Below are 22,076 nucleotides of genomic sequence, written 5' to 3'. Positions count from 1 at the left end.
TTTCCGTTTTTCCCGTCGCCGGTTGCGGCGGCGGTTATTCTTCTCCGAGCGTTTCCTCCCCGAAACTTTCGGAAAATCTCTTCTGCGACAGCGTCAGATGCTGCCGCATCGCCTCCCGGGCACCTTCCGGATCGTTCGCGGCAATGGCGTCGCGGATGACCCGGTGTTCCTGCACGGCGAGGTTCCAGGTGTGCGGACCTTCGAAATAGCTGGCGAGCTTTTCGAAAAAGGGTGACAGGCTGCGCTCGTCATAGATCAGGCCGGTAAAGCGGTTGAGCGCCGAGTTGCCGATGATGTCGGCGATGGCGGTGTGAAAGGCCCGGTCGAGATTGAGCGCCTGCGGTGAATTGTCGAGTGCGCCGGCCATGCGCTCGATGATGTCATCAAGTTTGACGATGCATTCCGGCGTGGCGAGCCGTGCGGCTTCCTCCGCGATAGCGCTTTCGATGATGCAACGCGCCTGCAGGATTTCGAAAGGTCCATGCGCATCCGGCACTGTTGGCTTTTCTTTCCCCTGTTTGCCGGTTGCGTTTACATAGACGCCCGAACCCATGCGAATATGGATATGGCCTTCCACTTCAAGAACGATAAGCGCTTCCCGCACCGTGGGGCGTGATACGCCGAAGCGTTCCGCAAGGTCGCGTTCCGCCGGTAGGCGCTGACCGTCCGTCAGTTCCCCGCTTTCGATGAGCAAGCGAATTTGTTCCGCAACCAGCCGGTAAAGGCGGCGCGGCTCAAGAGCCACAAACATGATGTCCTCCCAGCGCGAAAGTCTCCCCCAATCGCGCAAGCGGTAAGATTGTCTTACCAATTTCATTAGGGCGCATTTGGGCGACGCTGTCAATTAGACGTTAATGAAAAATATACGGAGGTCGTCAGGAGGCTCAGCGGGGCGGTATTGTCACGCTCCCCGGGGCTCTGGCTCCCGGGGGTTCTGCCATTTCCTCATTCTGGCCGCGAGCTGGCCGGGCAGCCGGATTCCCTGGGTGGAGAACGACGGCAAAGTCGCAAACTTTGCCTCTCTCAATGTTTTGGATGATGTCGGGGCGCGATGGCTTGCCAGCAGCTCGCGACATCGGCTGGCAAGCGATCGCTTCTTTCCCTTTGCGGGCAGGCTTTTCAGCCCCTGCCCGTCGCCAGCTTCAGGCCGCCTTTGCCGTCGATAATTACATTCACCTCACCATAGCCGCCAATGGAAAGGTGTGGCGTTTCGATAGGATGCGAATGGGTGGCGTTGATGACCACCACTGACGCCCCCATGTTTTCCCCCGCCTGGATGCCGGCGGGGGCGTCCTCGAAGACGATGCAGTCTTGCGGTGATACGCCGAGCTTTTCGGCCGCTTTTCGATAGCCTTCAGGATCGGGTTTGCCGTTCACCACGTCTTCCGCACAGATCATGACAGGCGGCGGTGCAATGCCCGCCGCAGCGAGCCGGCGTTCAGCCAGTTCGCGTACGGCCGACGTCACGATAGCCCACTTGCCCGCCGGCAGCGACTGCAGGAAAGCGCCGGCGCCTGGTATCTGAACAATGCCGTCCACATCATCCATCTCTGCACGAAGTATCATTTCGGCCTGCTCATCCACGTCAAGACCCGGAATGGCCTCACGGCGGATAACTTCCGAGGCTCGCATGCCGTGAATGCGCTGCAGGAAGGCATTCGGCTCGATGCCATTCGCCACTGCCCACTCCCGCCATACGCGCTCGACAACGGCGATCGAATTGACGAGTGTGCCATCCATGTCGAACAGGAAGGCCGCAAACTGTTGCGAAAAAATCTGGTTTTGCGGCGGGACTCTGCTGTGCATCTCATTCTTCCGTTGAACTGTCGGCCTCGCCTGTCTCTACAGTATTGTCAGGCATAACGGAATCGTTTTTCAGCCACCAAGGGCCGATGGTCATCTCCCGCGCGTGGGGGATGTTGTCCCGGAATCGGACGCGGTCAGACTCACGCGAGTCGAGGTCGTCGGCAGGCAGGGCGGCGGTGAACAGAGCCACACCGGGAGTCAGCCTGCAGCAAGGATGCGCTGTTATCCTTTGTCTTCATATGTCAGGGAATGGCCCAGATTCAAAGGGATAACAGATGTTCTAGAAGGTTCTGCATGAGAGTTTCGAACGCGGAATTTTCTTAACGATTTCCCTCTCTTGAGGGTGGTGTTAACCATTTGTTAACCATATTCGAGGTACCTAATTGTCAACGATTTGTTTACCAAGATGACCAAAGTGCTAACAGACCAGCGTTCCATCCGCATCAAAGGCCGCTCCTTCCTCGCAGTCGTCCTGTCCCCCGAAGCTCCGGTCGATCAATGGCTGGAAAGGCTCGATGATCTCGCGGCGCGTTCGGCGGGCTTCTTCCTGTCGCGGCCGGTGGTCCTCGATGTTTCGGAACTATCGCTCGACAAGGCGGGTCTGAAGGACCTGCTGGCGGCGCTCAGGGAGCGCAATGTCGGCATCATGGGCATCGAGGGCGTTCGTCCCTCGATGATCGAGCCGGGCATGCCCCCATCGCTGAAGGGCGGAAAGCCGGCTTCCGATGTCGAGGTCGAGCCGGTCGCCGTGGTTGCCGAATTGCCGGAGGAGAAGCCGCCTACATCGGGTGAAATCCGCGCCGTCGTGCAGTCGCTCGTCATCAACGAGCCCGTGCGCTCCGGCCAGTCGATCATGTTTCCCGAAGGTGACGTGACCGTCATCGGCTCGGTCGCCTCGGGGGCGGAGATCATCGCTGGCGGTTCGATCCATGTTTATGGCGCGCTGCGCGGGCGGGCCATGGCCGGTTCGCTCGGCAATGTCTCTGCGCGCATCTTCTGCCGCAAGCTGGAGGCCGAGCTTCTGGCAATCGACGGCGTCTACAAGGTGGCTGAGGACATTGACGACAAGCTGCGCGGGCAACCCGTTCAGCTCTGGCTGGAAGACGATACGATCAAGGCCGCAAAACTCGGCTGATAACAGATAAACACGCACGAACAGGAGTGAGCCATATGGGGAAGGTAGTCGTTGTAACTTCCGGCAAGGGCGGGGTCGGCAAGACCACCTCGACCGCAGCGCTTGGCGCCGCATTGGCGCAGAATAAAGAGAAGGTCGTAGTCGTCGATTTCGATGTCGGTCTGCGCAACCTCGATCTCGTCATGGGTGCTGAACGCCGCGTGGTCTACGATCTCGTCAACGTTATTCAGGGCGATGCCAAGCTGACGCAGGCGCTGATCCGCGACAAGCGCCTGGAGACGCTGTTCCTGCTGCCCGCCTCGCAGACGCGGGACAAGGACAATCTGACGCCGGAAGGTGTCGAATGGGTCATCAACGAGTTGAAGAAGCACTTCGACTGGGTGATCTGCGACAGCCCCGCCGGAATCGAACGCGGCGCGACGCTGGCCATGCGCCATGCGGATGTGGCTGTGGTCGTTACCAATCCTGAAGTCTCCTCGGTGCGCGACAGCGACCGCATCATCGGCCTGCTCGATTCAAAGACGCTGAAGGCCGAGCGCGGCGAGCGCATGGAAAAACACCTTCTCATTACCCGCTATGATTCTGCGCGTGCGGAGCGGGGTGATATGCTGAAGGTCGACGACGTTCTCGAAATCCTGTCGATCCCGTTGATTGGCATCATTCCCGAGAGTTCGGATGTGCTGCGCGCCTCCAACGTCGGTGCGCCGGTCACGCTCGCAGATGCCCGTTGCGCGCCGGCCATGGCCTATTTCGACGCTGCCCGCCGCCTTTCGGGGGAAGATATTCCGGTGGTCATTCCGGGCGAAAAGCGTGGCATCTTCTCCAAGATCTTCGCAAGGAGGGCCGCATGAGTCTCTTCAATCTTTTCCGCAAACAGAAGTCGGCACCGCTTGCGCGTGAGCGCCTGCAAGTGCTGCTCGCCCATGAGCGGGCCTCATCGGGCTCTGATCTTGTCGCCATCCTGCGGGAAGAAATTCTCGGCGTCATTGCCAAGCATGTACAGATCGACGGCGACCGTGTGCACGTGAAGATGGATCGCGACGAACATTTCTCGATTCTCGAGATCGACGTCGAAATTCCGCTCGGCGCAGATCTCCGCGCCGCGTGACATAGGCATGAAAGACGCCGCCCCAACCGGGCGGCGTTTTATTGAGCGGTCGTATCCACGGGGTTTCGAAACGCGTCAGCGAGATCGTCCGGAAGCGGGCGCTGAAGGTTCATCCCGTTCGGCGGGATCGGAGCGTTGAACCATTTCTCGTAGATTTTGTCGATTTCACCGCTCGCATAGATTTCACCCAGGGCCTCGTTGACGGCATCTCTGAAACCGGTATCGCCGTGGCGAAGCATCAGACCGTAGGGTTGGGGTGGCGCAAGATATTCATTTGAAATTGCGTAATCCTCAGGCCTGCCTGTTTCGGCGACGAAGGATCGCAGAAGAATATCGTCCATGACGAAAGCCGAAGCACGGTTTTCCGTCACCATCTCGAAACCGCCTTCGGTGCTGTCATTTTGCAGCACGGCGATGTTCAGCCCCAGTTTGCGATTGAGCACGTTCAACTGGCTGATATTAATGGTTCCCGTCGTTACCACCACGGTACGCCCGGCAAGATCCGCGACGGTATTCAGGCCGCTCGATTTCAGCGCCACGTATCGCGTACCGGTGATGAAGTGGCTGTAGGAGAACCATACGGCCTTGCGCCGTTCTTCCGTGTTCGTGCTCGCCACACATTCCATGTCGATCGTGCCGTCATTGAGAAGCGTGATCCGATTGCTGGGCGTGCGTTTGACGAAGTCGACCTTCAGTCCCGGCAGATCCAGTTTTTCCCTGATTGAATCCACCACCTTGAGGCAAAGCTCGATGCTGTAGCCGATCGGCTCCGGGCCGGTGCCGAGATACGAAAAGGGGATATTGCGATCGGCATAACCCAGCCGGATGATGCCGGTTCTAGCAATGGTCTCGAGTGTCGGCGGCTGCACTTCCTGCCCGGCCGCATAAGTGGATAAAAGGCTAAAAATTCCTAATGCAAGCCATAATGTCGATCTCTGCATCGCGCATCTCCAGCTAAAGTATCTGTCGAAACGTGTTTTCATGAAAATGGAGGCGGGGGTGCGAGCACCTTAATCCTGATATTCTTTCGGTTGTTCGTAGGCCTGTCTCAGAGCTGCTGCCATCGGCAGGTTCAGATTCATGCCGTTTGGCGGAATGGGTCTGGTGAACCATTTTTCATAGAGATCATGAATGGCGGGGCCAGTGAAAATCCGTTTCAGACTGTCGTTGACGACCGCCTTGAAGGCCGGGTCGTCGCGACGGAAGACCAGCCCATAGGGTTCGGGTGCGCTCAGCGTCTCCTCGGAAAGCGCATAAAGATCCGGATTTTCAGATGTCGCCGCCAGCGCCGCCAGCAGGATACCATCCATCACGAAAGCCGAAGCCTTGCCGGAAACGACGAGGGCGAAGGCTTCCTCGTTGGTTTTCGTCGGCATGACGGAGATATTGAGGTTCTTCTCACGGTTCACGGCATTGAGCTGATCAATATTGACGGTTCCGGAGGCGGATGTGACTGACCTGCCTGCCAGATCGGCGAGGCTTTTCAGATTATCCTGCTTGCGCGAGAGAAACTGTGTTGCCGTCATGAAATTTGGATAGGAAAAATCCACGATCCTGCGACGGTCGCTATTGTTGGTCGTGGCGGCGCATTCGATGTCGATCTGACCGCCGCGGACAAGGATGAAGCGGGTGGCGGGCGTGGCCTTGACATATTCGACGTCGAGCTTGTCGAGTTTCAGGGACTTGCGAATGTCCTCGCTGATCGTCCTGCAGAGATCGGTTGAGAAACCGGTCACCTCTCCGTTCGGCAGCTGATAGGAAAAGGGGGGTTCAGCCTCACGATAGCCGATGCGGATTTTTGCGGTCCTGGCGATCTGCTGAAGCGTGTCGCCTTCACCGGCAGCCTGCAGCGGGGTGAGGGGGGCAAAGCATGTGAGGAAAAGGCAATAGACTGCAATACGCATTTATGTCCTCTTGGTCGGCGGCCGGTTTCTCAAATCGCTTTTTGTGAAGGGCAATAGGTGTCCTGTGTCGGTCGTCCGGCATCGTGGCCCGTCTGCGCGGCTCGATCGGCGATTTCGGTTTTTCCCACTTGGACGATGACCGCACGGTTTTTTAGAACCTGCGCAAGCGGTGCAGGCTCGGCGAAATGATAGCCCTGTGCCTCGTCGCATCCGGAAAGTTTGAGCACCTCGACCTGCTCCCCGTTTTCCACCCCCTCGGCGGTCACCTTCAGGCCGATCTGTTCGGCCATGTCGATGACGGTGTTGACGATAGCCGAACACATGGGATTGGTCGGAAGGCCGGAAACGAATTCGCGGTCGATCTTGATCTTGTCGAAGGCGACGTGGGTGAGCGTGCCGAGCCCCGCATAACCGGTGCCGAAATCATCAAGCGCCAGGCGGACGCCTCTTTCCTTCAGCATTTTTAGGACGCGGGTGCTGCTGTCGCGCTCAAGCATAGCCGTTTCCGTCACTTCCAGCTCAAGCCGTTCCGCCGGGAATCCGGATGCTTCAAGCGCCCGGTCCACAATGGGGACGATATCGTCATTGCAAAGTTGAACGGCGGATAGGTTGACGGCAAGTCTGATATCCTTCGGCCATGTCATTGCATCCATGCAGGCCTGCGCCAAAACCCACTCGCCCAACGGCCTGATGAAGTTGTTTTCTTCCGCAAGCGCGATGAAGCGGTCCGGAGAGATCAGGCCAAGCTTGCTGTGGCGCCAGCGGGCAAGCGCTTCATAGGCGACGATGCGGCCGCTCTGCAGATTGACCACGGGTTGGTAATGCAGCTCGAACTCATGGTTTTCGAGGGCGGATTTCATGTCTATTTCCAGCGCGTGCTTGTGCTGCGCAGCCATGTCCATGCCTGGCTCATAGAAGACGAAATAGCCGCAACCCATGGATTTCGCCCGGTAAAGGCCGAGATCGGCATGTTGCAGCAGCTGTGTGGCCGACGTGCCGTGACCGGGCGCACAGGCGATGCCGATGCTGGTATCGATGCTGATATCGCTGCCTTCGAGCGCAAAACTGCGCGACACGGCATGCACGACCCGCGCTGCCAGCATCGCCGCATCGCTCTCAAAGTCGCCGCTTGTCGACTGTATGATCGCGAATTCATCGCCGCCCAAGCGGCTCACCATATCGTTTTCTCCGAGGACGGAGGAGATCCGCGAAGCGACAGCCACCAGCAGGGCGTCGCCGGCCGCGTGCCCGAGCGTGTCATTAACGGCCTTGAAACGGTCGAGGTCCAGCAGCATGACATTGAACAGTTGGCCGGACGCGGAGAGATGCTCAAGGCGATTTTCCAGCGTCTTCATCAGCAGCACCCGGTTTGGAAGCCCGGTCAGTGCATCGTGATGGGCCATGTGCTCCATTTGCTGCGCCATGTCGCGTATCTGCCGCAGGCGTCCGCGTTCCAGAACGGCTTCGCGCAGCGTCTCGATGGCGGTTGCCATGTCGCCGATTTCATCCCGCCGATCCTGAAAGGGGGTTGCGACATCGGTTTCCTCGCGGGCGATCCGCAGGGTCGCCTGCACCAGCGCCGGTACGGGTTTCAGGAAATGCCGCGCGATGACCGTTACCAGAACACCTGTCACGGTCAGCACCACGATCAGCGCGATGAGCGAATTGTAGATCAGTTTGCGCTGCGCACCATAAAGCGCATCCGAACCACCGATGCTGACGGCGACCGCGCCGATCGGCTTTTTCGTCTCCGTACTGATGATCGGCAGCAGGCCGATATAGTGGCTGGAGTCGCCTATGGTTGCAAACCCCGTAGCGAAGCGCGCCGCCACGGCATCTCTGGCGAAGATCGGGTCGGTAGCGAGCGGTTTTTCATCATCGTCTGTGGCGTTGTCGAAGGCGGCTGCGATCTGCCTGAAACCGGAATCGTCGTCATCATAGCGGAATAGCCAGACGGCATTTTTCGTCTGGGCGCCTATGAGCGCGAGAACATCGCTTGGATTGAAGCCCGTAACGAGAATGGATTCATCGTCGCCGATAGGCTTGTCGGTCAAAATGCCGTTGACCTGGCCATCGGCATCCGCCGTGACGCTGACATAGGTGTAGATGCTTCGAAGGGTGGCGCTGGCAATCTGGGAGTTGACGCGGGCCTGATTGAGCCACTGTTCGCTGGCGGCGGCAACGAACATGTACCAGCCCACAAGCGCGCCGATGCTGTAGGCGAAGATCACCCCACCCAGGAAAATCAGGGTTATCTTGCTGGCGAGCGAGCGTCGCCGCGACGACCGGCCCTTTTCCGGCGGCGTCGTTGAGCGAAGCATGTGGCCGGGCTCTACCTGTCTATCCATCCCCCGATAGGCAGTCTCTTCCATTCGCGATAGTCCCCCGCGATGTCGCGTTATGATTGTTTTATGGAATTTTTATAGGGCATGCACTTCAATGGTGTCTGCTAAATAATTCAACAAAGTTTAGATGCGATTAAGAATTAATCCGTCTTTTTACAGTCGCTGCTTATATAAGCGGTCCGTCTTTGCACTTCAGGTTGAGAAATAGACTCTGGCAGCAAGTTCCAGTGACGGCAACGGCCGTCCGGGAAAATCCCGCGACCGGCCTTGCCAAGCCTTGCATAAACGGCATGTTGGGCATGATACGCCGATTTTAGGGAATTTCGTCATGGCTCACAGGGGCAAGAACATCGCGCAGCTTTCCGCTCTCATCCAGGGTGGCCACCTTGATCCGCGCGCCCTGGTGGAAGAGACAGTCGATGCGATCCGTCAGGAGGCCGATCAGGCCATTTTCATAGGGCTGACGGCGGAGCGGGCCGCCGCCGAAGCGGAGGTCGCATCGACACGCATCCGCGAAGGCCGTTCCCGCGGGCTTCTCGACGGCATTCCAGTGGCCTGGAAGGATCTTTTTGATCTGGAGGGAACGGTGACCACGGCCGGATCGACCGTGCTTGCGGATGATGAGCCTGCGTCGCGGGACGCTGATGTGGTGACCGCGCTGAAACAGGCCGGCATGATCTGCATCGGCCGAACGAATATGAGCGAGTTTGCATTTTCCGGTCTTGGCATCAATCCGCATTACGGCACGCCGCGCAATCCCCTTTCCACGGATGGACACCGTCTGCCCGGCGGTTCCTCCTCCGGTGCGGGCGTGGCCGTGGCGGCCGGTCTGGTGCCGGTGGCGATCGGCACGGATACGGGCGGATCGGTCCGCATTCCCGCCGCTTTCAATGGCGTGGTAGGCTACAAGGCCAGTCGCGGCCGTTATTCGATGCGCGGCGTATATCCATTGGCGAAGAGTCTCGATTCGCTCGGGCCCCTCACCCGCACGGTTCAGGATGCGGTCTGGGTGGATGCCGCCATGCGGGGCAGGACTGCCGCCGATGTGCAGCGCGTGCCACTTTCCAGCCTCTCGCTTGTTGTGCCCGAGACCGTATTTTTCGACGGAATCGAGGACGAAGTCGCGGCCGCTTTCAAGCAGGCAGTGGACCGTCTTGTCCGCGCCGGTGCCTCGGTGCGACGACAGGCATTCCCGATTTTTTCGGAACTGTTCGAGCTTATCAAGGAAAAGGGTGCGCTGGTGACCGCGGAGGCCTTTGCCCTGCACAAAACCCGGCTGGAAGGTGCTGATGCCGCGCGCATGGACCCGCGCGTTGTCGCACGAACGAAGCTGGGGGCCAATATTTCAGTGCCGGATTACCTAGCCATCATCGATGCGCGGGAACGCATGACTGCGGCGTTTTCGGGAATGATCGGGAAAGGCGAACTGCTGATGTCGCCGACATTGCCGCATGTTGCGGCCAGGGTCGCGCCGCTTCTCCAAAGTGACGATGCTTTTTTCGCCATGAATGCAAAAACCCTGCGCAACACGCAGATCGGTAACTTCTTCGATCTCTGCGGTGTTTCGATCCCCTGTGGAACGGGCGACGCAGGCATGCCGGTCGGTTTGCTGCTTTCAGGCCTGGACGGTACGGATGACCATGTGCTGGGGGCGGCGATGGCGACGGAAGAAATCGTTCGGGCTTGAGGTGTTCATCTTCTCGGCTTGTCGGGAACGTGGAACCTATCCCCCGATATCCTCTGGCCTGTCCCGAGGATTTGCTGCCGATCCTCGGCGCGAGGCCGAGGATGACGTTGCGAGGGAGAGGCTCCCGATAACCTCAACGCGCCGCCCAATTGGCGCCGCGGCGAAACATGGTCTTCATCTGCGGCACGGAAAATTCCTTGGCCTGGTGGCCGAGCGCCGAATAAAAAACGCGGCCCTTGCCGTATTTGCGTTTCCACACCACCGGCATCACCACGCCGTCGATCCACCAAGCGTGATCGCCGGTGAAAGTCGTTGTCGCCAGAACCTCGTTGGAGGGGTCAACATGCATGTAATATTGCTCTGACGTATAGGGAAAATCGGAAATCCCCTCCATCAGTGGATCGTCAGGGCGGGTGATGTTGACCGTGTAGTCAATGATATTTCCGGGATGGGCGACCCATTGCCCGCCGATCATGAACTGGTATTCCACGCATTCGCGAAAACTGTCGCCCGCGCCACCATGAAAGCCGGCGATGCCGACGCCGTTTTCAACAGCCGCCGTCAGGTTCTTGATTTCTTCCTTCTCGATCTTTGACATGGTGACAATAGGCACAACAAGGCTGAGATCATGCACCGACGGATCGGCGAAAGCCTCGGTGCTGTGCTCGACATAGACCTTGAAACCGTCCTCCTCCAGAATGTCCTTGACGATGGTGGCGCATTCCTGCGGCTCGTGGCCGCTCCAGCCGCCCCAGACGATGAGTGCTTCGCGCATTTATTTCCTCCTCGGGATTATTTGCCGAGCTGGCCGTCGACCAGCGATGTTTCAAGCGGAGCAGGACGTTCCGCCTTGGTGGTGATGGAAACGGTCGTGCCGCTATCTGACGCCGTCTGGAAGGCTTCCATGACTTCCAGCACGTGGAGGGCAAGATCGCCATTGGCGCGGTGCGGACGGTTCTCGCGGATGGCGTAGGCCATGTCGGCGACGCCGATCGAGCGGTAATTTCCGTCTGCATAGGGCGAAGACAGGGTCTGCGGCTCGAACTGTCCGCCCTTCTTCAACAATTGCACTTCGCCGCCAAAATGGTTGGGATCGGGGACGATCAGCGTACCTTCCGTGCCGTAGAGTTCCAGCGGCACATGTTTGTGGCCGGCGACATCGAAGCTCATACCCACCTGCACAACGGCGCCATTCTCGAAGGCCAGCACGCCGGACACATGGGTGGCGACATGAACGGGGATTTTTTCACCGTTCTTCGGCTCGCTGGTGATGAGTCGCTCATTGCGCGGCGCGATGGCGAAACCTGCCACCCTGGCGACCGGGCCAAACAGGTTGACGAGATCGGTAATGTAATAGGGTCCCATATCGAGCATCGGCCCGCCACCAACCTCATAATAGAAAGCTGGGTTGGGGTGCCAGCGTTCATGGCCGGGGCACATGAAGGTGGCGGTACCGCCCACGGGCTGGCCAAGCACACCCTCGTCGATCAACCGGCGCGCTGTCTGGTGCCCGCCGCCGAGGAAGGTGTCCGGAGCCGAACCGATGCGCAGGCTCTTTGCCTTTGCCGCGTCCGCAAGGCGTTTGCCTTCGGCGAAATTGATGCCCAACGGTTTTTCCGAATAGGCGTGCTTGCCGGCGTCCAGCGCGCGCAGACCCACTTCCACATGCGCCTTGGGGATCGTCAGGTTGACGATGATCTCCACCGAGGGATCGGCGAGAAGTGCGTCGATGCTTCTCGCCTGGAGGCCGAATTCGTCGGCGCGGGCCTTTGCCGCCTGCTCGTTCATATCCGCAAGACCGCGAATGTCGAGAATGGGAAACGACGCCATGGCCTTGAGATAGGCGCTGGAAATGTTGCCGCAGCCGATGATGCCGATGCCGACTTTGTTCATATAATCCTCCCGTAAATCAGAAATGCCTTGGTCTGTGCTCACCCCTGCGGGTTAGAGCGCTGGCCCGGTCGTGTTCCATGGCGATTCGTAAAGTTCGTAAAGCGCAACGGCCGCGGCCCCCTGCGCCCACAATTCGTCGCTCGCAACATCGAAAACCAGTTCCGCCACACCGGCCAGAGATGGCGGCACTGCGGCATTGTAGCTGTTGCGAATGCTGGCGATGAACGGTTCGCCAAGTTCGAGACTGGAGCCGGTGATGATGACCCGCGGCGGTGCAAACAGCGTGACGATATTGGCTAGTGTCAGGCCGAGGGCGGCACCGGCTCGCAAGGCGGCCGTGATAAGGTCGTGATCTTCGGCCGCAATCAGCGCATGAGCATGTTGCATGCCACGGCCGAGCCGGATCGCTTCGGCAAAACGCCCATCCGCCGGGCGGGAGCCCAAAATTGCGTTTTCACCGGCCTGGCTCGCCAGCCGCACCGTGCCTTCATTGGCAAGGCCGATCACGAGGTCACCCAGATTGTGGCTGAGACCGCCCGCGCCACGGAAGAGCTGGTTCTGGTGCAGCACGCCAAGGCCGAGCGTCTGTTCCAGCGAAATCAGCACCATGTCTTCGAGATCGCGCGCATGGCCGAACCAGTGATGGGCAAGCGTGATCGCGTGGGCGTCACTTTCGATAATGGTCGGCGAATTCAGCCGTGCCGTCATTTCCTCAGCGAAATTAACATTCACTTCCCGCAAAATAGGGCTGCTTCGAATCTTGCCGGTGCGATGTTCGATGACGCCGGGCAGGCCGAGGCAGACCATGTCCACATCCTCAAGCGATAGACCGGCATCGACGACGCAACGTCTTACGCCGTCCTCCACCAGATCGGCGATGACGCCGATGGGCTGACGGTCTACCCTGATCGGCAAGGCAAGGGTGGAGAGTACATTGCCGCAAAAATCGGTGACGACAAAAACCATGCGGTTTGCGGCAATCTTGGCGCCCACAACGCGGGCGGCATCCGGGTTCAGCTCCAGCATCACGCGCGGCCTGCCGCGCCCACCTTCGGTGCGGATATCGCCCAGGTGCCGGGTCAGGATGAGCCCGTCATCCAAAAGTGAGGCGGTAATGGCGGAAACGGTCGTGGTGGAAAGCTGGGTGCGTTCGCTGATCTCAACGCGGGAAATGGGCCCATGTCGGCGGATGCTGTCCAGCACGCTCAGCCTGTTGATCGCGCGCATTAGTTCGGGGTCTGCGGTCTTCATGGGGTCCTGCTGCGATCAATGCCGGTTCGAGAACCGATTTACGTCGGGTTGCGGATTAAATAACGGTGTAGGGGAGGGGTGTGTCAAGCTGTTCGCGCAAAAAATCGGCATAGTGCCTTGACATTGGGCGAGGGCTAATGTGAATTAATCCGCATTGGGGAATAAATGAGGAAATCCCCGAGGGAGGATCACCATCATGACGATTTGGCACGCAGGCGCAAGCCTGAGCGGCAGGCTGACAGGCTTTGCCGCAACGACAAGCATTGCTCTCATGCTCGGCGCAGCAAGCGCCTCGGCCGCGACGGTCGTTAAATGGATGCATGTTGAGCTGGACCCGAAATCCGTGGCTGTCTGGGAAGAAATTGCCAAGGAATACGAGGCCAAGCACCCCGATGTGGATGTTCAGCTGCAGTTCCTCGAAAACGAAGCCTTCAAGGCAAAATTGCCGACCTTGCTGCAATCGAACGATGTTCCGGACTTCTTCTATAGCTGGGGCGGCGGCGTTCTTGAGGAACAGTCCAAAACCGGTGCGCTGAAGGATCTGACCGAGGTTTTCGACGCCGATGGCGGCAAGCTGCGCCAGGCCTATAACGCATCCGCAATTGACGGCCTGTCTTTCGACGGCAAGGTCTGGGCCGTACCTTATCGTGTCAGCCTCGTCAGCTTCTTCTATAACAAGGAGCTTTTCGCCAAGGCCGGTGTGAAGGCCGAAGACATCAAGACCTGGGCGGACTTCAGCGCGACGGTGAAGAAGATCAAAGACGCCGGCATCGTGCCGATTGCAGGTGGCGGCGGTGAGAAATGGCCGATCCACTTCTACTGGAGCTATCTCGTGATGCGCAATGGCGGCCAGGCCGTGTTTGACGCGGCCCGCAAGGGTGAAGGCGAAGGCTTTATGGATCCGGCGATTATCAAGGCGGGTGAGCAACTGGCCGAGTTCGGCAAGCTCGAACCCTTCCAGCCGGGGTATCTTGGTGCAACCTGGCCACAGGCACTGGGCGTCTTTGGCGATGGCAAGGCCGCAATCATTCTCGGCTTTGACAATACCGAAGCGAACCAGCGCAAGAATGCCGGCGACGGCAAGGGGTTGGCCCCTGAAAATATCGGTCGCTTCGCTTTCCCAGTTGTCGAAGGCGGCGCAGGCAAGGCTACAGACACTCTGGGCGGCCTGAACGGCTGGGCGCTCACCAAGAACGCCTCCAAGGAGGCTGTCGATTTCGCCACCTTCCTGACCAGCAAGGAAAGCGAAGAGAAAATGGCGACCGCCGGTATGATCCTGCCGGTTGCTACAGGGGCTGCCGGTGCGGTGAAGAACCCGCTGCTGGCGGATTCCGCCAAGCAGCTGGCTGCTTCCACCTGGCACCAGAACTTCTTCGACCAGACGCTCGGCGCTGCCGTCGGTCGTGTCGTCAACGATATCTCGGTTGAGATCGTTTCCGGCCAGATGACTGCCGAAGAGGGTGCCCAGCAGATTCAGGACGCATTCGAACTGCGCTGATCTGGTTTCCATGGCGGCGCCGCGAATGTGCGGCGCTGCTTATCTGCCTCCATGAAAGCGGATAGAGATGACGGATATTTCCATGACTTCTGCGTCCATACCGGCGCGCGGCGCGGCAAAGGCCAGGCGCAAGCAAAGTTCGGTCGCGCATGACCGGGCATTGACCCTTCTGGTCTTCCTGCCGCCCGCACTTTTGCTCTTTACCCTGTTTGTCATCCTGCCCATGGGCGAGGCGGCGTGGTACAGCCTTTACCGCTGGAACGGCTACGGCACGCCGACCGATTTTGTCGGCCTGAAGAATTTCCAGGTGCTTTTCGGCAATGCCGCATTCTCGCAGGCCCTGATCAATAACGGCCTCATCATCCTCATTTCGATCCTGATCCAGATTCCGCTGGCCATCTGGCTCGCCATGATGCTGGCGCACCGCATTCCCGGTGTCGTCGCCTTCCGGCTGGTATTCTTCCTGCCTTACGTTTTGGCTGACGTCGCGGCGGGTCTGATCTGGCGTTTCGTTTATGATGGCGATTATGGCCTGTTTGCCGCCATTTCCAATTTCTTCGGTTTCGCCAATCCCTATGTGCTGGCTGACAAGGATGTGGCGATCTATGCCGTGCTCGGCGTCATCGTCTGGAAATACTTCGGTTTCCACATGATGTTGTTCATCGCCGGCCTTCAATCCGTCGACAAGAACGTGTTGGAAGCGGCCGAAATCGACGGCGCGTCCGGCTGGCAGAAATTCCGTTACGTTACGCTGCCGATGCTGGGCTCCACGGTGCGCCTTTCCGTCTTCTTCGCGGTGATAGGCTCGCTGCAGCTGTTCGACATGATCATGCCGCTGACCGGCGGCGGTCCGTCCAACTCCACGCAGACCATGGTCACCTTCCTCTACACCTACGGCGTCATGCGCATGCAGGTCGGGCTTGGCAGTGCGGTTGGCGTCGTTCTCTTCGTCATCTGCGTGACGCTCGCCTTCGGTTACAAAAGGATTTTCATGCGCCATGACTGACACATCCACTTCCGTCCGCATGCCGCTGCAAACCAAGCTTTATCTCTATATTTCATTGAGCCTGATTGCAGCCATCGTGCTCATCCCGCTTCTCACGACGGCGCTCGGTGGCTTCAAGACGCTGGGAGACCTGCGCGTTAACCCGTTCGGAATTCCGGCCGAATGGCAATGGGCCAATTACGGCGATATCCTCTTCGGCAAACGTTACTGGCTGCAGATTTTCAATTCGCTGGTTATCGCGCTGCTGACGGTGTTCCTGACGCTGACAGTTTCGGCCATGGCGGCCTTCACTTTCGCGCATGTGAAGTTCTTTGGCTCGTCTTTCCTGCTCAATTATTTCCTGCTGGGGCTGATGTTCCCGGCGGCCACCGCCATCCTGCCGCTTTTCATCCGCATTCGCGATCTTGGCCTGCTCGATACCTATTGGGGCGTGGTGCTGCCGCAGGTGGCCTTTGGCCTAGGCATGAGCATTCTCCTGTTTCGCAATTATTTCCGTAATCTGCCCGACGAGCTGTTTCAGGCGGCCTTTGTGGATGGCTGCGGCTATCTGCGCTTCTTCTGGCATATTTCCGTGCCGCTTTCGCGGCCGATCGTGGCGACCGTTGGCATCGTTTCCTTTGTCGGCAGCTGGAACAGCTACATCCTGCCGCTGATCATGCTGAATTCGGAATCGAAATATCCCTGGCCGCTCGGCATCATGGTCTATCGCGGTGAGTTCGGCACGGAATGGCAGCTCGTTCTCGCCTTCATCACGCTGACGATCCTGCCGACCGTCATCGTCTTCTTCCTCGCACAGAAACACATCATCGCGGGCCTGACGGCCGGTGCCGTCAAATCGTGACGTGAAAGGAGCAAAATATGGCTTCCGTCGAACTTAGAGAGATCCGCAAGTCCTATGCCGCGCTCGATGTCATTCACGGCATATCGCTCGATATTGCTGATGGAGAATTCATCGCACTGGTCGGCCCTTCCGGTTGCGGCAAATCCACCCTGCTGCGCATGATCGCCGGGCTGGAAGAAATCACCGATGGCGATATTCTCATCGGCGACAAGGTGGTCAACGGCATGACCCCGCGCGAGCGCAACATCGCGATGGTGTTCCAGTCCTACGCGCTTTACCCGCATATGACGGTGGCTGAAAACATGGGCTTCAATCTGAAGCTTGCCGGCCAGCCGAAAAACGTCATTGAAGAGCGTGTTACGGAAGCTGCCCGTATGCTCGATCTCGGCAAGCTTCTGGACCGCAAGCCTTCGCAGCTTTCCGGTGGCCAGCGCCAGCGTGTCGCCATGGGCCGCGCTGTCGTTCGCAACCCCGCCGTCTTCCTGTTCGACGAGCCGCTTTCCAACCTGGATGCCAAGCTGCGCGTGCAGATGCGCAGCGAAATCAAGGCGCTGCACCAGAAGGTCGGCACGACCTCCATCTATGTGACCCATGACCAGATCGAGGCCATGACGCTGGCGGACCGGGTGGTGGTGCTCAATCACGGCCGCATCGAGCAGCAGGGTACTCCGCTTGAGCTTTATAAGACACCCGCCAATCTCTTCGTCGCCGCCTTCATCGGATCGCCGGCCATGAACCTCATCGAAGGTGTGGTCGATGGGGAAGGCGACCAGCCCGCCGCCCGGCTAAAGGACGGAACCGCGATCCGCATTGCCGCCTCCCGCAAGGTCAAGCGCGGCCAGCCCGTGACGATCGGGCTTCGCCCCGAACATATCGGTTCCGCGATTGGGGGAGATATCTCGCTTACCGGCAGAACGGTGCTGGTGGAGCCAACCGGCGCGCAGACCCATGTGGTCTTCGAATTGGCGGGCGATCAAGTCACGGCAGTGGTGGATGGTGAGCAGCCGGTGAAGGTCAACACGCCCTTTGCCGCCACCGTGCACCATGAGCGCGTGCACGTCTTCGACAGGGCGAGCGGACTGGCGCTTTAAGTGCCCAGATGTTCTTGATGAAATGCTGAAATTCTCTTGCCCCTTCGCTTTTGGGGCTTGTCTGAAAATCACGAGCGGTTAGCTTGGCGATTGGGAACAAAGCGGGGTTACCGCGTAACTGTATCGATGCAGGAGGAGATTTTTATGAGAACGATCAAGGGACCGGGTCTTTTTCTCGGTCAGTTCGCCGGTGATGCGGCCCCCTTCAACAGCTGGGACAGCATTACCAAATGGGCGGCGGAAAAGGGCTATGCTGGCGTGCAGGTGCCGACTTGGGCCGGGCAGCTGATCGATCTCAAGAAAGCGGCGGAATCGAAGGACTATTGCGACGAATTCGCCGGTGTCGCGCGCCAGAACGGTGTGGAAGTGACCGAGCTTTCCACCCACTTGCAAGGCCAGCTTGTTGCGGTTCATCCAGCCTATGACGAGGCTTTTGACGGTTTTGCCGCACCGGAAGTGCGTGGCAACCCGAAAGCGCGTCAGCAATGGGCGGTGGAGCAGGTGAAGTTTGCACTGAAAGCCTCCAGAAATCTCGGCATCAAGGCGCATGCGACCTTTTCCGGCGCGCTCGCTTGGCCTTTCGTCTACCCGTGGCCGCAACGCCCGGCCGGCCTTGTAGAAACAGCCTTTGACGAACTTGCCAAACGCTGGACGCCGATCCTCGATTATGCCGATGAGCAGGGTGTGGATGTCTGCTATGAAATCCACCCCGGTGAAGATCTGCATGATGGCGTCACATTCGAGATGTTCCTGGAACGGGTGAAGAACCACCCCCGTGCCAACATGCTCTACGACCCCTCGCATTACGTGCTGCAATGCCTCGATTATCTCGATAATATCGATATCTACAAAGACCGCATCAAGATGTTCCATGTCAAGGACGCGGAGTTCAACCCGACCGGACGGCAGGGCGTTTACGGCGGTTATCAGGGCTGGGTGGAACGGGCCGGCCGCTTCCGTTCGCTGGGCGACGGGCAGGTCGATTTCGGTGCGATTTTCTCGAAAATGGCCGCCAATGATTTCGATGGCTGGGCTGTGGTCGAGTGGGAATGTGCGCTGAAACATCCTGAAGATGGTGCCCGCGAAGGGGCTGAATTCGTCAAGGCGCATATCATCCGCGTCACGGAAAAGGCCTTTGACGATTTTGCATCTGGTGGCACCGACGATGCGGCCAACCGCCGTATGCTTGGGCTTTGAGAGCATTGCAGAGGAAACATTATGGCTATTGAAGGAAAGACAACCGACAAGGCGAACAAGCGGATTCGTCTTGGCATGGTGGGCGGCGGCTCGGGTGCCTTTATCGGTGGTGTTCACCGGATGGCTGCGCGGCTCGACAATCGTTTCGATCTCGTGGCAGGGGCGCTGTCTTCGACCCCGGAAAAATCCCTCGCCTCCGGCCGTGAACTGGGGCTCGATCCCGAGCGTTGCTACGGCTCGTTCGAGGAGATGGCCGAAAAGGAGGCGCTACGCGAGGATGGCATAGAGGCGGTGGCGATCGTCACGCCCAACCACGTGCATTATCCGGCGGCGAAGGCGTTTCTGGAGCGTGGCATCCATGTCATCTGCGACAAGCCGCTGACCTCCAATCTGGAGGACGCCAAAAAGCTGAAGGACGTCGCCGACAAGGCCGATGCGCTGTTCATCCTGACGCATAATTACACCGGCTATCCGATGGTGCGGCATGCACGGGAACTGGTGGAATCGGGCGCTCTCGGCACGATCCGGCTGGTGCAGATGGAATATCCGCAGGACTGGCTGGCGGAACCCATCGAGCAGACGGGTGCCAAACAGGCTGTCTGGCGCACCGACCCGGCTCAATCCGGTGCGGGTGGTTCCACAGGCGATATCGGCACGCATGCCTATAATCTCGGCTGCTTCATTTCCGGTCTGGAAGTCGACGAACTGGCGGCAGATGTGCATACCTTTGTCGAAGGCCGCCGGCTGGACGACAATGCGCATGTGATGCTGCGTTTCAAGCCGAAGGGTGGCAAGCAGGCGGCAAAGGGGCTGCTCTGGTGCAGCCAGGTTGCGGTCGGCCACGAAAACGGGCTGAAAGTTCGTGTGTATGGTGACAAGGCCGGCATCGAATGGACGCAGGCCGACCCGAACTATCTCTGGTTCACGAAGCTTGGCGAGCCGAAGCAGTTGATCACCCGCGGCGGTGCCGGGGCAGGGGCTGCCGCAGCACGCGTCACCCGCATCCCTTCCGGCCACCCGGAAGGTTATCTCGAAGCCTTTGCAACGATCTATACCGAGGCGGCGCATGCCATCGAAGCCCGCCGCACCGGATCGGCGCTCGACAAGGCCGTAATTTACCCGACCGTCGATGATGGCGTGAAGGGTGTCGCCTTTGTTACGGCCTGCATCGAGTCCGGCAAGAAGAACGGTGGCTGGGTGAAGCTCTGAGGCGAGGTTGCAGCGTATTTCTTCTCCCCGCCCCGGGGAGAAGAAAAAAGCTGATGCGCCAGCTCCTTCGTACACTGGGGCCAAAGACTTAGTGATAAGCGCTGGACGACGTCGATTCCACGCGTTCCGTCACGGGGCAGCCGTCCTGGATCTTGGTCCAGGAGGAAACGTTGAGTTTCATCTCGCAGCGGGCCAGATAGGACCCGCCATCGACCCTGAGGCAGGATGTCTGGCCGAGCTGAAACATGACACCGCGATTTCGGCATTTGCAATTATGGGCATCCGCCAAAGTTGGTATAAGGGCGATGGCCAAGCCAAGTATGAGCACTCCAGGACGCATGGCTGAGGCTCCAAAAGATATCCCGCCAGATTACTCCTGTCCGAGTGTATAGTCAAAACGTGCTCCTCTACGAGCACGTGCCGGAAGCTCAGTAGTCTCTGCCAATGCCCCGCTATCAGCCGATCAAAATCGCCCTGATGTCATTGACATTCGTGAGCGTTGGACCGGTCACGACAAGATCTCCTGCCGCCCTGAAAGCCGTATAGCTGTCGTGGCTCACGAGTGACTGGCGCGGATCGACACCGGCTGCGCGCATACGGGCAAGTGTGTCCGGCGTCACCACGGCGCCCGCGGCATCCTCCACTCCGTCTATGCCGTCGCTATCGCCGGCAATGGCCCATATGCCATCAGCACCTTTGAGCGTCAGCGCAAGGCTCAGCAGGAATTCCGTGTTGCGGCCGCCCTTGCCGGCCGGCCCCTTGCCGATAGTGACCGTGGTTTCGCCGCCGGAAAGCAAAACGGCCGGGCCTTTGAGTGGCAGGCCCTTGCGGCGAGCGGAAATCGCGATACCGGCCATGACCGCGCCGACATCCCTGGATTCACCCTCCAGCGAATCCCCGAGGATGAGCGGCGTTAAGCCAAGCTTCACCGCCTCATCCGCTGCCGCCTGCAAGGCGAGCGAGGGGGCGGCGATGAGCCGGATATCTTCCTCGATATCGCCGGCCTTCGGGGTTTCCTCGCCTTTTTCCAGCACCTTGCGCACATTTTCGGGAAGATCGAGCGCATAACGGGAAATGATTTCCCGCACGGTTTCAATATCGCTCGGATCGGCGACCGTCGGGCCCGAGGCGATTTCCGAGGGATCGTCGCCCGGCACGTCGGAGATCAGCAGGGAAACGACCCTGGCTGGTTTGGCGGCCAGCGCCAGTCGCCCGCCCTTGATGCGGGAGAGGTGCTTGCGCACGGCGTTCATTTCGGAAATCGTGGCGCCGCTGGCAAGCAAAGCGCGGTTGACCGCCATCTTGTCCGCAAGCGTCATTCCCTCGGCGGGTGATACCATCAGCGCCGAACCACCGCCGGAAATCAGCGCGATGACCATGTCGTCTGCAGTCAACCCTTCAACGGCGGCGAGAATGCGTTTTGCGGCCTCGGCGCTCCTGTCGTCCGGCACCGGATGCGAGGCTTCGATGATTTCAATGCGTCCGGTCGGGACGGCATGGCCGTAACGCGTCACTACCACGCCGGAAAGATCGACATTTGGCCATGCCGCCTCAAGCGCTGCGGCCATCGCGGCGGAAGCCTTGCCTGCGCCAACCACCACACACCGCCCTCTAGGCGGGGAGGGCAGGTGTTGTTGCAACACCTTAGAGGGATCGGCGCTGGCGACTGCGGTCATGAAGATGCGGTTGAGAGCGTCTCTTGCGGACGTATCGTTCCATGCGGTCATCTGTTCATACTCCGATCCAGAGGAAGCCGAGCGCAAACAATGCCGGCAATGCCTGAATGAACAGGATTTTGATATTGGCTGTCACGGCGCCGAAAATACCGGCCACCAGCACACAGGTCAGGAAGAAGACTTTGAAGTTCAGCCCGTCGTCACCCTGCGTGAGCCCATAGATCAGCCCCGCTGCGAGAAAACCATTATAAAGCCCCTGATTGGCGGCCAGCACTTTCGTCTGCCGGGCAAAATCCGCGGAAAGACCGAAGGCCTTGCGACCGGCAGGCTTCTCCCAAAGCAGCATTTCCAGAATGACGATGTAAATATGGATTACCGCGATCACGGCAATCAGAATGCTGGCAATCATCATCGGTTCCTCCAAACCCT

At 59.1% G+C, this 22,076-nt stretch carries 21 protein-coding genes; 10 read left to right on the top strand and 11 right to left on the bottom strand.

Going from position 1 to position 22,076, the window contains the following annotated elements; all coding sequences use genetic code 11:
* Window positions 1-34: 34 nt before the first annotated feature.
* Window positions 35-751: a FadR/GntR family transcriptional regulator gene (locus AGR2A_RS16505; RefSeq protein ID WP_004438798.1), complete on the bottom strand. Its 717-nt coding sequence runs from the start codon at window positions 749-751 to the stop codon at window positions 35-37.
* Between the two features lie 368 nt (window positions 752-1,119).
* Window positions 1,120-1,806, bottom strand: coding sequence for an HAD family hydrolase (locus AGR2A_RS16500; RefSeq protein ID WP_080823215.1), 687 nt, complete (start codon window positions 1,804-1,806; stop codon window positions 1,120-1,122).
* Between the two features lie 406 nt (window positions 1,807-2,212).
* On the opposite strand from AGR2A_RS16500, the gene minC reads away from it, so the two are divergent.
* Genes minC through minE form a run of 3 tightly spaced genes read left to right on the top strand, consistent with a single transcriptional unit; the run spans window position 2,213 to window position 4,049 of the window.
* On the top strand, window positions 2,213-2,941 hold the full coding sequence (gene minC / locus AGR2A_RS16490) for a septum site-determining protein MinC (RefSeq protein WP_167378221.1): 729 nt from the start codon (window positions 2,213-2,215) through the stop codon (window positions 2,939-2,941).
* 35 nt (window positions 2,942-2,976) lie between these two features.
* A complete protein-coding gene (gene minD, locus AGR2A_RS16485; protein ID WP_004438810.1) occupies window positions 2,977-3,792 on the top strand; it encodes a septum site-determining protein MinD in 816 nt (271 codons plus the stop codon).
* Entirely contained in the window at window positions 3,789-4,049 is a 261-nt protein-coding gene (gene minE / locus AGR2A_RS16480; protein WP_004438814.1) for a cell division topological specificity factor MinE, read from the top strand. The genes minD and minE overlap by 4 nt, the downstream gene beginning before the upstream one ends.
* 38 nt (window positions 4,050-4,087) lie before the next feature.
* Here minE and AGR2A_RS16475 read toward each other — a convergent pair whose 3' ends face one another.
* From AGR2A_RS16475 to AGR2A_RS16465, 3 genes are all read right to left on the bottom strand, one after another.
* The gene (locus AGR2A_RS16475; protein ID WP_004438817.1) at window positions 4,088-4,990 is read right to left on the bottom strand and encodes an amino acid ABC transporter substrate-binding protein; all 903 of its coding nucleotides are present in this window, start codon (window positions 4,988-4,990) and stop codon (window positions 4,088-4,090) included.
* A 69-nt stretch (window positions 4,991-5,059) separates the two neighbouring features.
* Window positions 5,060-5,953 carry an amino acid ABC transporter substrate-binding protein gene (locus AGR2A_RS16470; protein WP_080823214.1) on the bottom strand — a complete coding sequence of 298 codons (894 nt, stop codon included), beginning with the start codon at window positions 5,951-5,953 and terminating at the stop codon, window positions 5,060-5,062.
* Window positions 5,954-5,982: 29 nt separating this feature from the next.
* Complete coding sequence (locus AGR2A_RS16465; protein WP_080823213.1) at window positions 5,983-8,325, bottom strand: EAL domain-containing protein; 2,343 nt, start codon at window positions 8,323-8,325, stop codon at window positions 5,983-5,985.
* 301 nt (window positions 8,326-8,626) lie between these two features.
* Here AGR2A_RS16465 and AGR2A_RS16460 point away from each other — a divergent pair, with 301 nt between their 5' ends.
* A complete protein-coding gene (locus tag AGR2A_RS16460) occupies window positions 8,627-9,985 on the top strand; it encodes an amidase (RefSeq protein ID WP_004438825.1) in 1,359 nt (452 codons plus the stop codon).
* Window positions 9,986-10,118: 133 nt separating this feature from the next.
* Here the strand turns inward: AGR2A_RS16460 and AGR2A_RS16455 are convergent, their stop codons facing one another.
* From AGR2A_RS16455 to AGR2A_RS16445, 3 genes are read right to left on the bottom strand one after another with little or no spacing between them, the layout of a single operon-like run.
* Window positions 10,119-10,760: a ThuA domain-containing protein gene (locus AGR2A_RS16455; RefSeq protein ID WP_004438834.1), complete on the bottom strand. Its 642-nt coding sequence runs from the start codon at window positions 10,758-10,760 to the stop codon at window positions 10,119-10,121.
* Window positions 10,761-10,777: 17 nt separating this feature from the next.
* Window positions 10,778-11,878 (bottom strand): Gfo/Idh/MocA family protein, encoded by a 1,101-nt coding sequence (locus AGR2A_RS16450; protein WP_004438837.1) that lies wholly within the window; start codon window positions 11,876-11,878, stop codon window positions 10,778-10,780.
* Window positions 11,879-11,929: 51 nt separating this feature from the next.
* Window positions 11,930-13,129 (bottom strand): ROK family transcriptional regulator, encoded by a 1,200-nt coding sequence (locus AGR2A_RS16445; protein WP_004438840.1) that lies wholly within the window; start codon window positions 13,127-13,129, stop codon window positions 11,930-11,932.
* 196 nt (window positions 13,130-13,325) lie between these two features.
* Here AGR2A_RS16445 and AGR2A_RS16440 point away from each other — a divergent pair, with 196 nt between their 5' ends.
* The 6 genes from AGR2A_RS16440 to AGR2A_RS16415 all read left to right on the top strand — a co-directional run bounded on the left by AGR2A_RS16440 (window position 13,326) and on the right by AGR2A_RS16415 (window position 19,971).
* Window positions 13,326-14,627, top strand: a complete 1,302-nt coding sequence (locus AGR2A_RS16440; protein ID WP_034498157.1) for an extracellular solute-binding protein — start codon at window positions 13,326-13,328, stop codon at window positions 14,625-14,627.
* A gap of 67 nt (window positions 14,628-14,694) precedes the next feature.
* Window positions 14,695-15,633, top strand: coding sequence for a carbohydrate ABC transporter permease (locus AGR2A_RS16435; RefSeq protein WP_004438845.1), 939 nt, complete (start codon window positions 14,695-14,697; stop codon window positions 15,631-15,633).
* The gene (locus tag AGR2A_RS16430; protein ID WP_004438848.1) at window positions 15,626-16,474 is read left to right on the top strand and encodes a carbohydrate ABC transporter permease; all 849 of its coding nucleotides are present in this window, start codon (window positions 15,626-15,628) and stop codon (window positions 16,472-16,474) included. Before AGR2A_RS16435 ends, AGR2A_RS16430 begins: the two co-directional genes overlap by 8 nt.
* 17 nt (window positions 16,475-16,491) lie before the next feature.
* Window positions 16,492-17,565 (top strand): ABC transporter ATP-binding protein, encoded by a 1,074-nt coding sequence (locus AGR2A_RS16425; RefSeq protein ID WP_004438850.1) that lies wholly within the window; start codon window positions 16,492-16,494, stop codon window positions 17,563-17,565.
* Between the two features lie 144 nt (window positions 17,566-17,709).
* Window positions 17,710-18,762, top strand: a complete 1,053-nt coding sequence (locus AGR2A_RS16420; RefSeq protein ID WP_004438853.1) for a sugar phosphate isomerase/epimerase family protein — start codon at window positions 17,710-17,712, stop codon at window positions 18,760-18,762.
* Window positions 18,763-18,783: 21 nt separating this feature from the next.
* Window positions 18,784-19,971, top strand: a complete 1,188-nt coding sequence (locus AGR2A_RS16415) for a Gfo/Idh/MocA family protein (RefSeq protein ID WP_004438856.1) — start codon at window positions 18,784-18,786, stop codon at window positions 19,969-19,971.
* Between the two features lie 88 nt (window positions 19,972-20,059).
* On the opposite strand, the gene AGR2A_RS16410 is transcribed toward AGR2A_RS16415, so the two are convergent.
* From AGR2A_RS16410 to AGR2A_RS16400, 3 genes are all read right to left on the bottom strand, one after another.
* Window positions 20,060-20,311, bottom strand: a complete 252-nt coding sequence (locus AGR2A_RS16410; RefSeq protein ID WP_044459894.1) for a hypothetical protein — start codon at window positions 20,309-20,311, stop codon at window positions 20,060-20,062.
* A 115-nt stretch (window positions 20,312-20,426) separates the two neighbouring features.
* A complete protein-coding gene (locus AGR2A_RS16405) occupies window positions 20,427-21,698 on the bottom strand; it encodes a glycerate kinase type-2 family protein (RefSeq protein ID WP_080823212.1) in 1,272 nt (423 codons plus the stop codon).
* Between the two features lie 4 nt (window positions 21,699-21,702).
* On the bottom strand, window positions 21,703-22,056 hold the full coding sequence (locus tag AGR2A_RS16400; RefSeq protein WP_080823417.1) for a DUF1304 domain-containing protein: 354 nt from the start codon (window positions 22,054-22,056) through the stop codon (window positions 21,703-21,705).
* Window positions 22,057-22,076: the final 20 nt, after the last annotated feature.

Source organism: Agrobacterium genomosp. 2 str. CFBP 5494 (genome assembly GCF_900013495.1).
In the GTDB taxonomy this organism is placed as follows: Bacteria; Pseudomonadota; Alphaproteobacteria; order Rhizobiales; family Rhizobiaceae; genus Agrobacterium; species Agrobacterium pusense.
The sequence above is the reverse complement of the archived record's forward strand: the minus strand, read 5'-3'. Positions and strand labels throughout refer to the sequence as shown.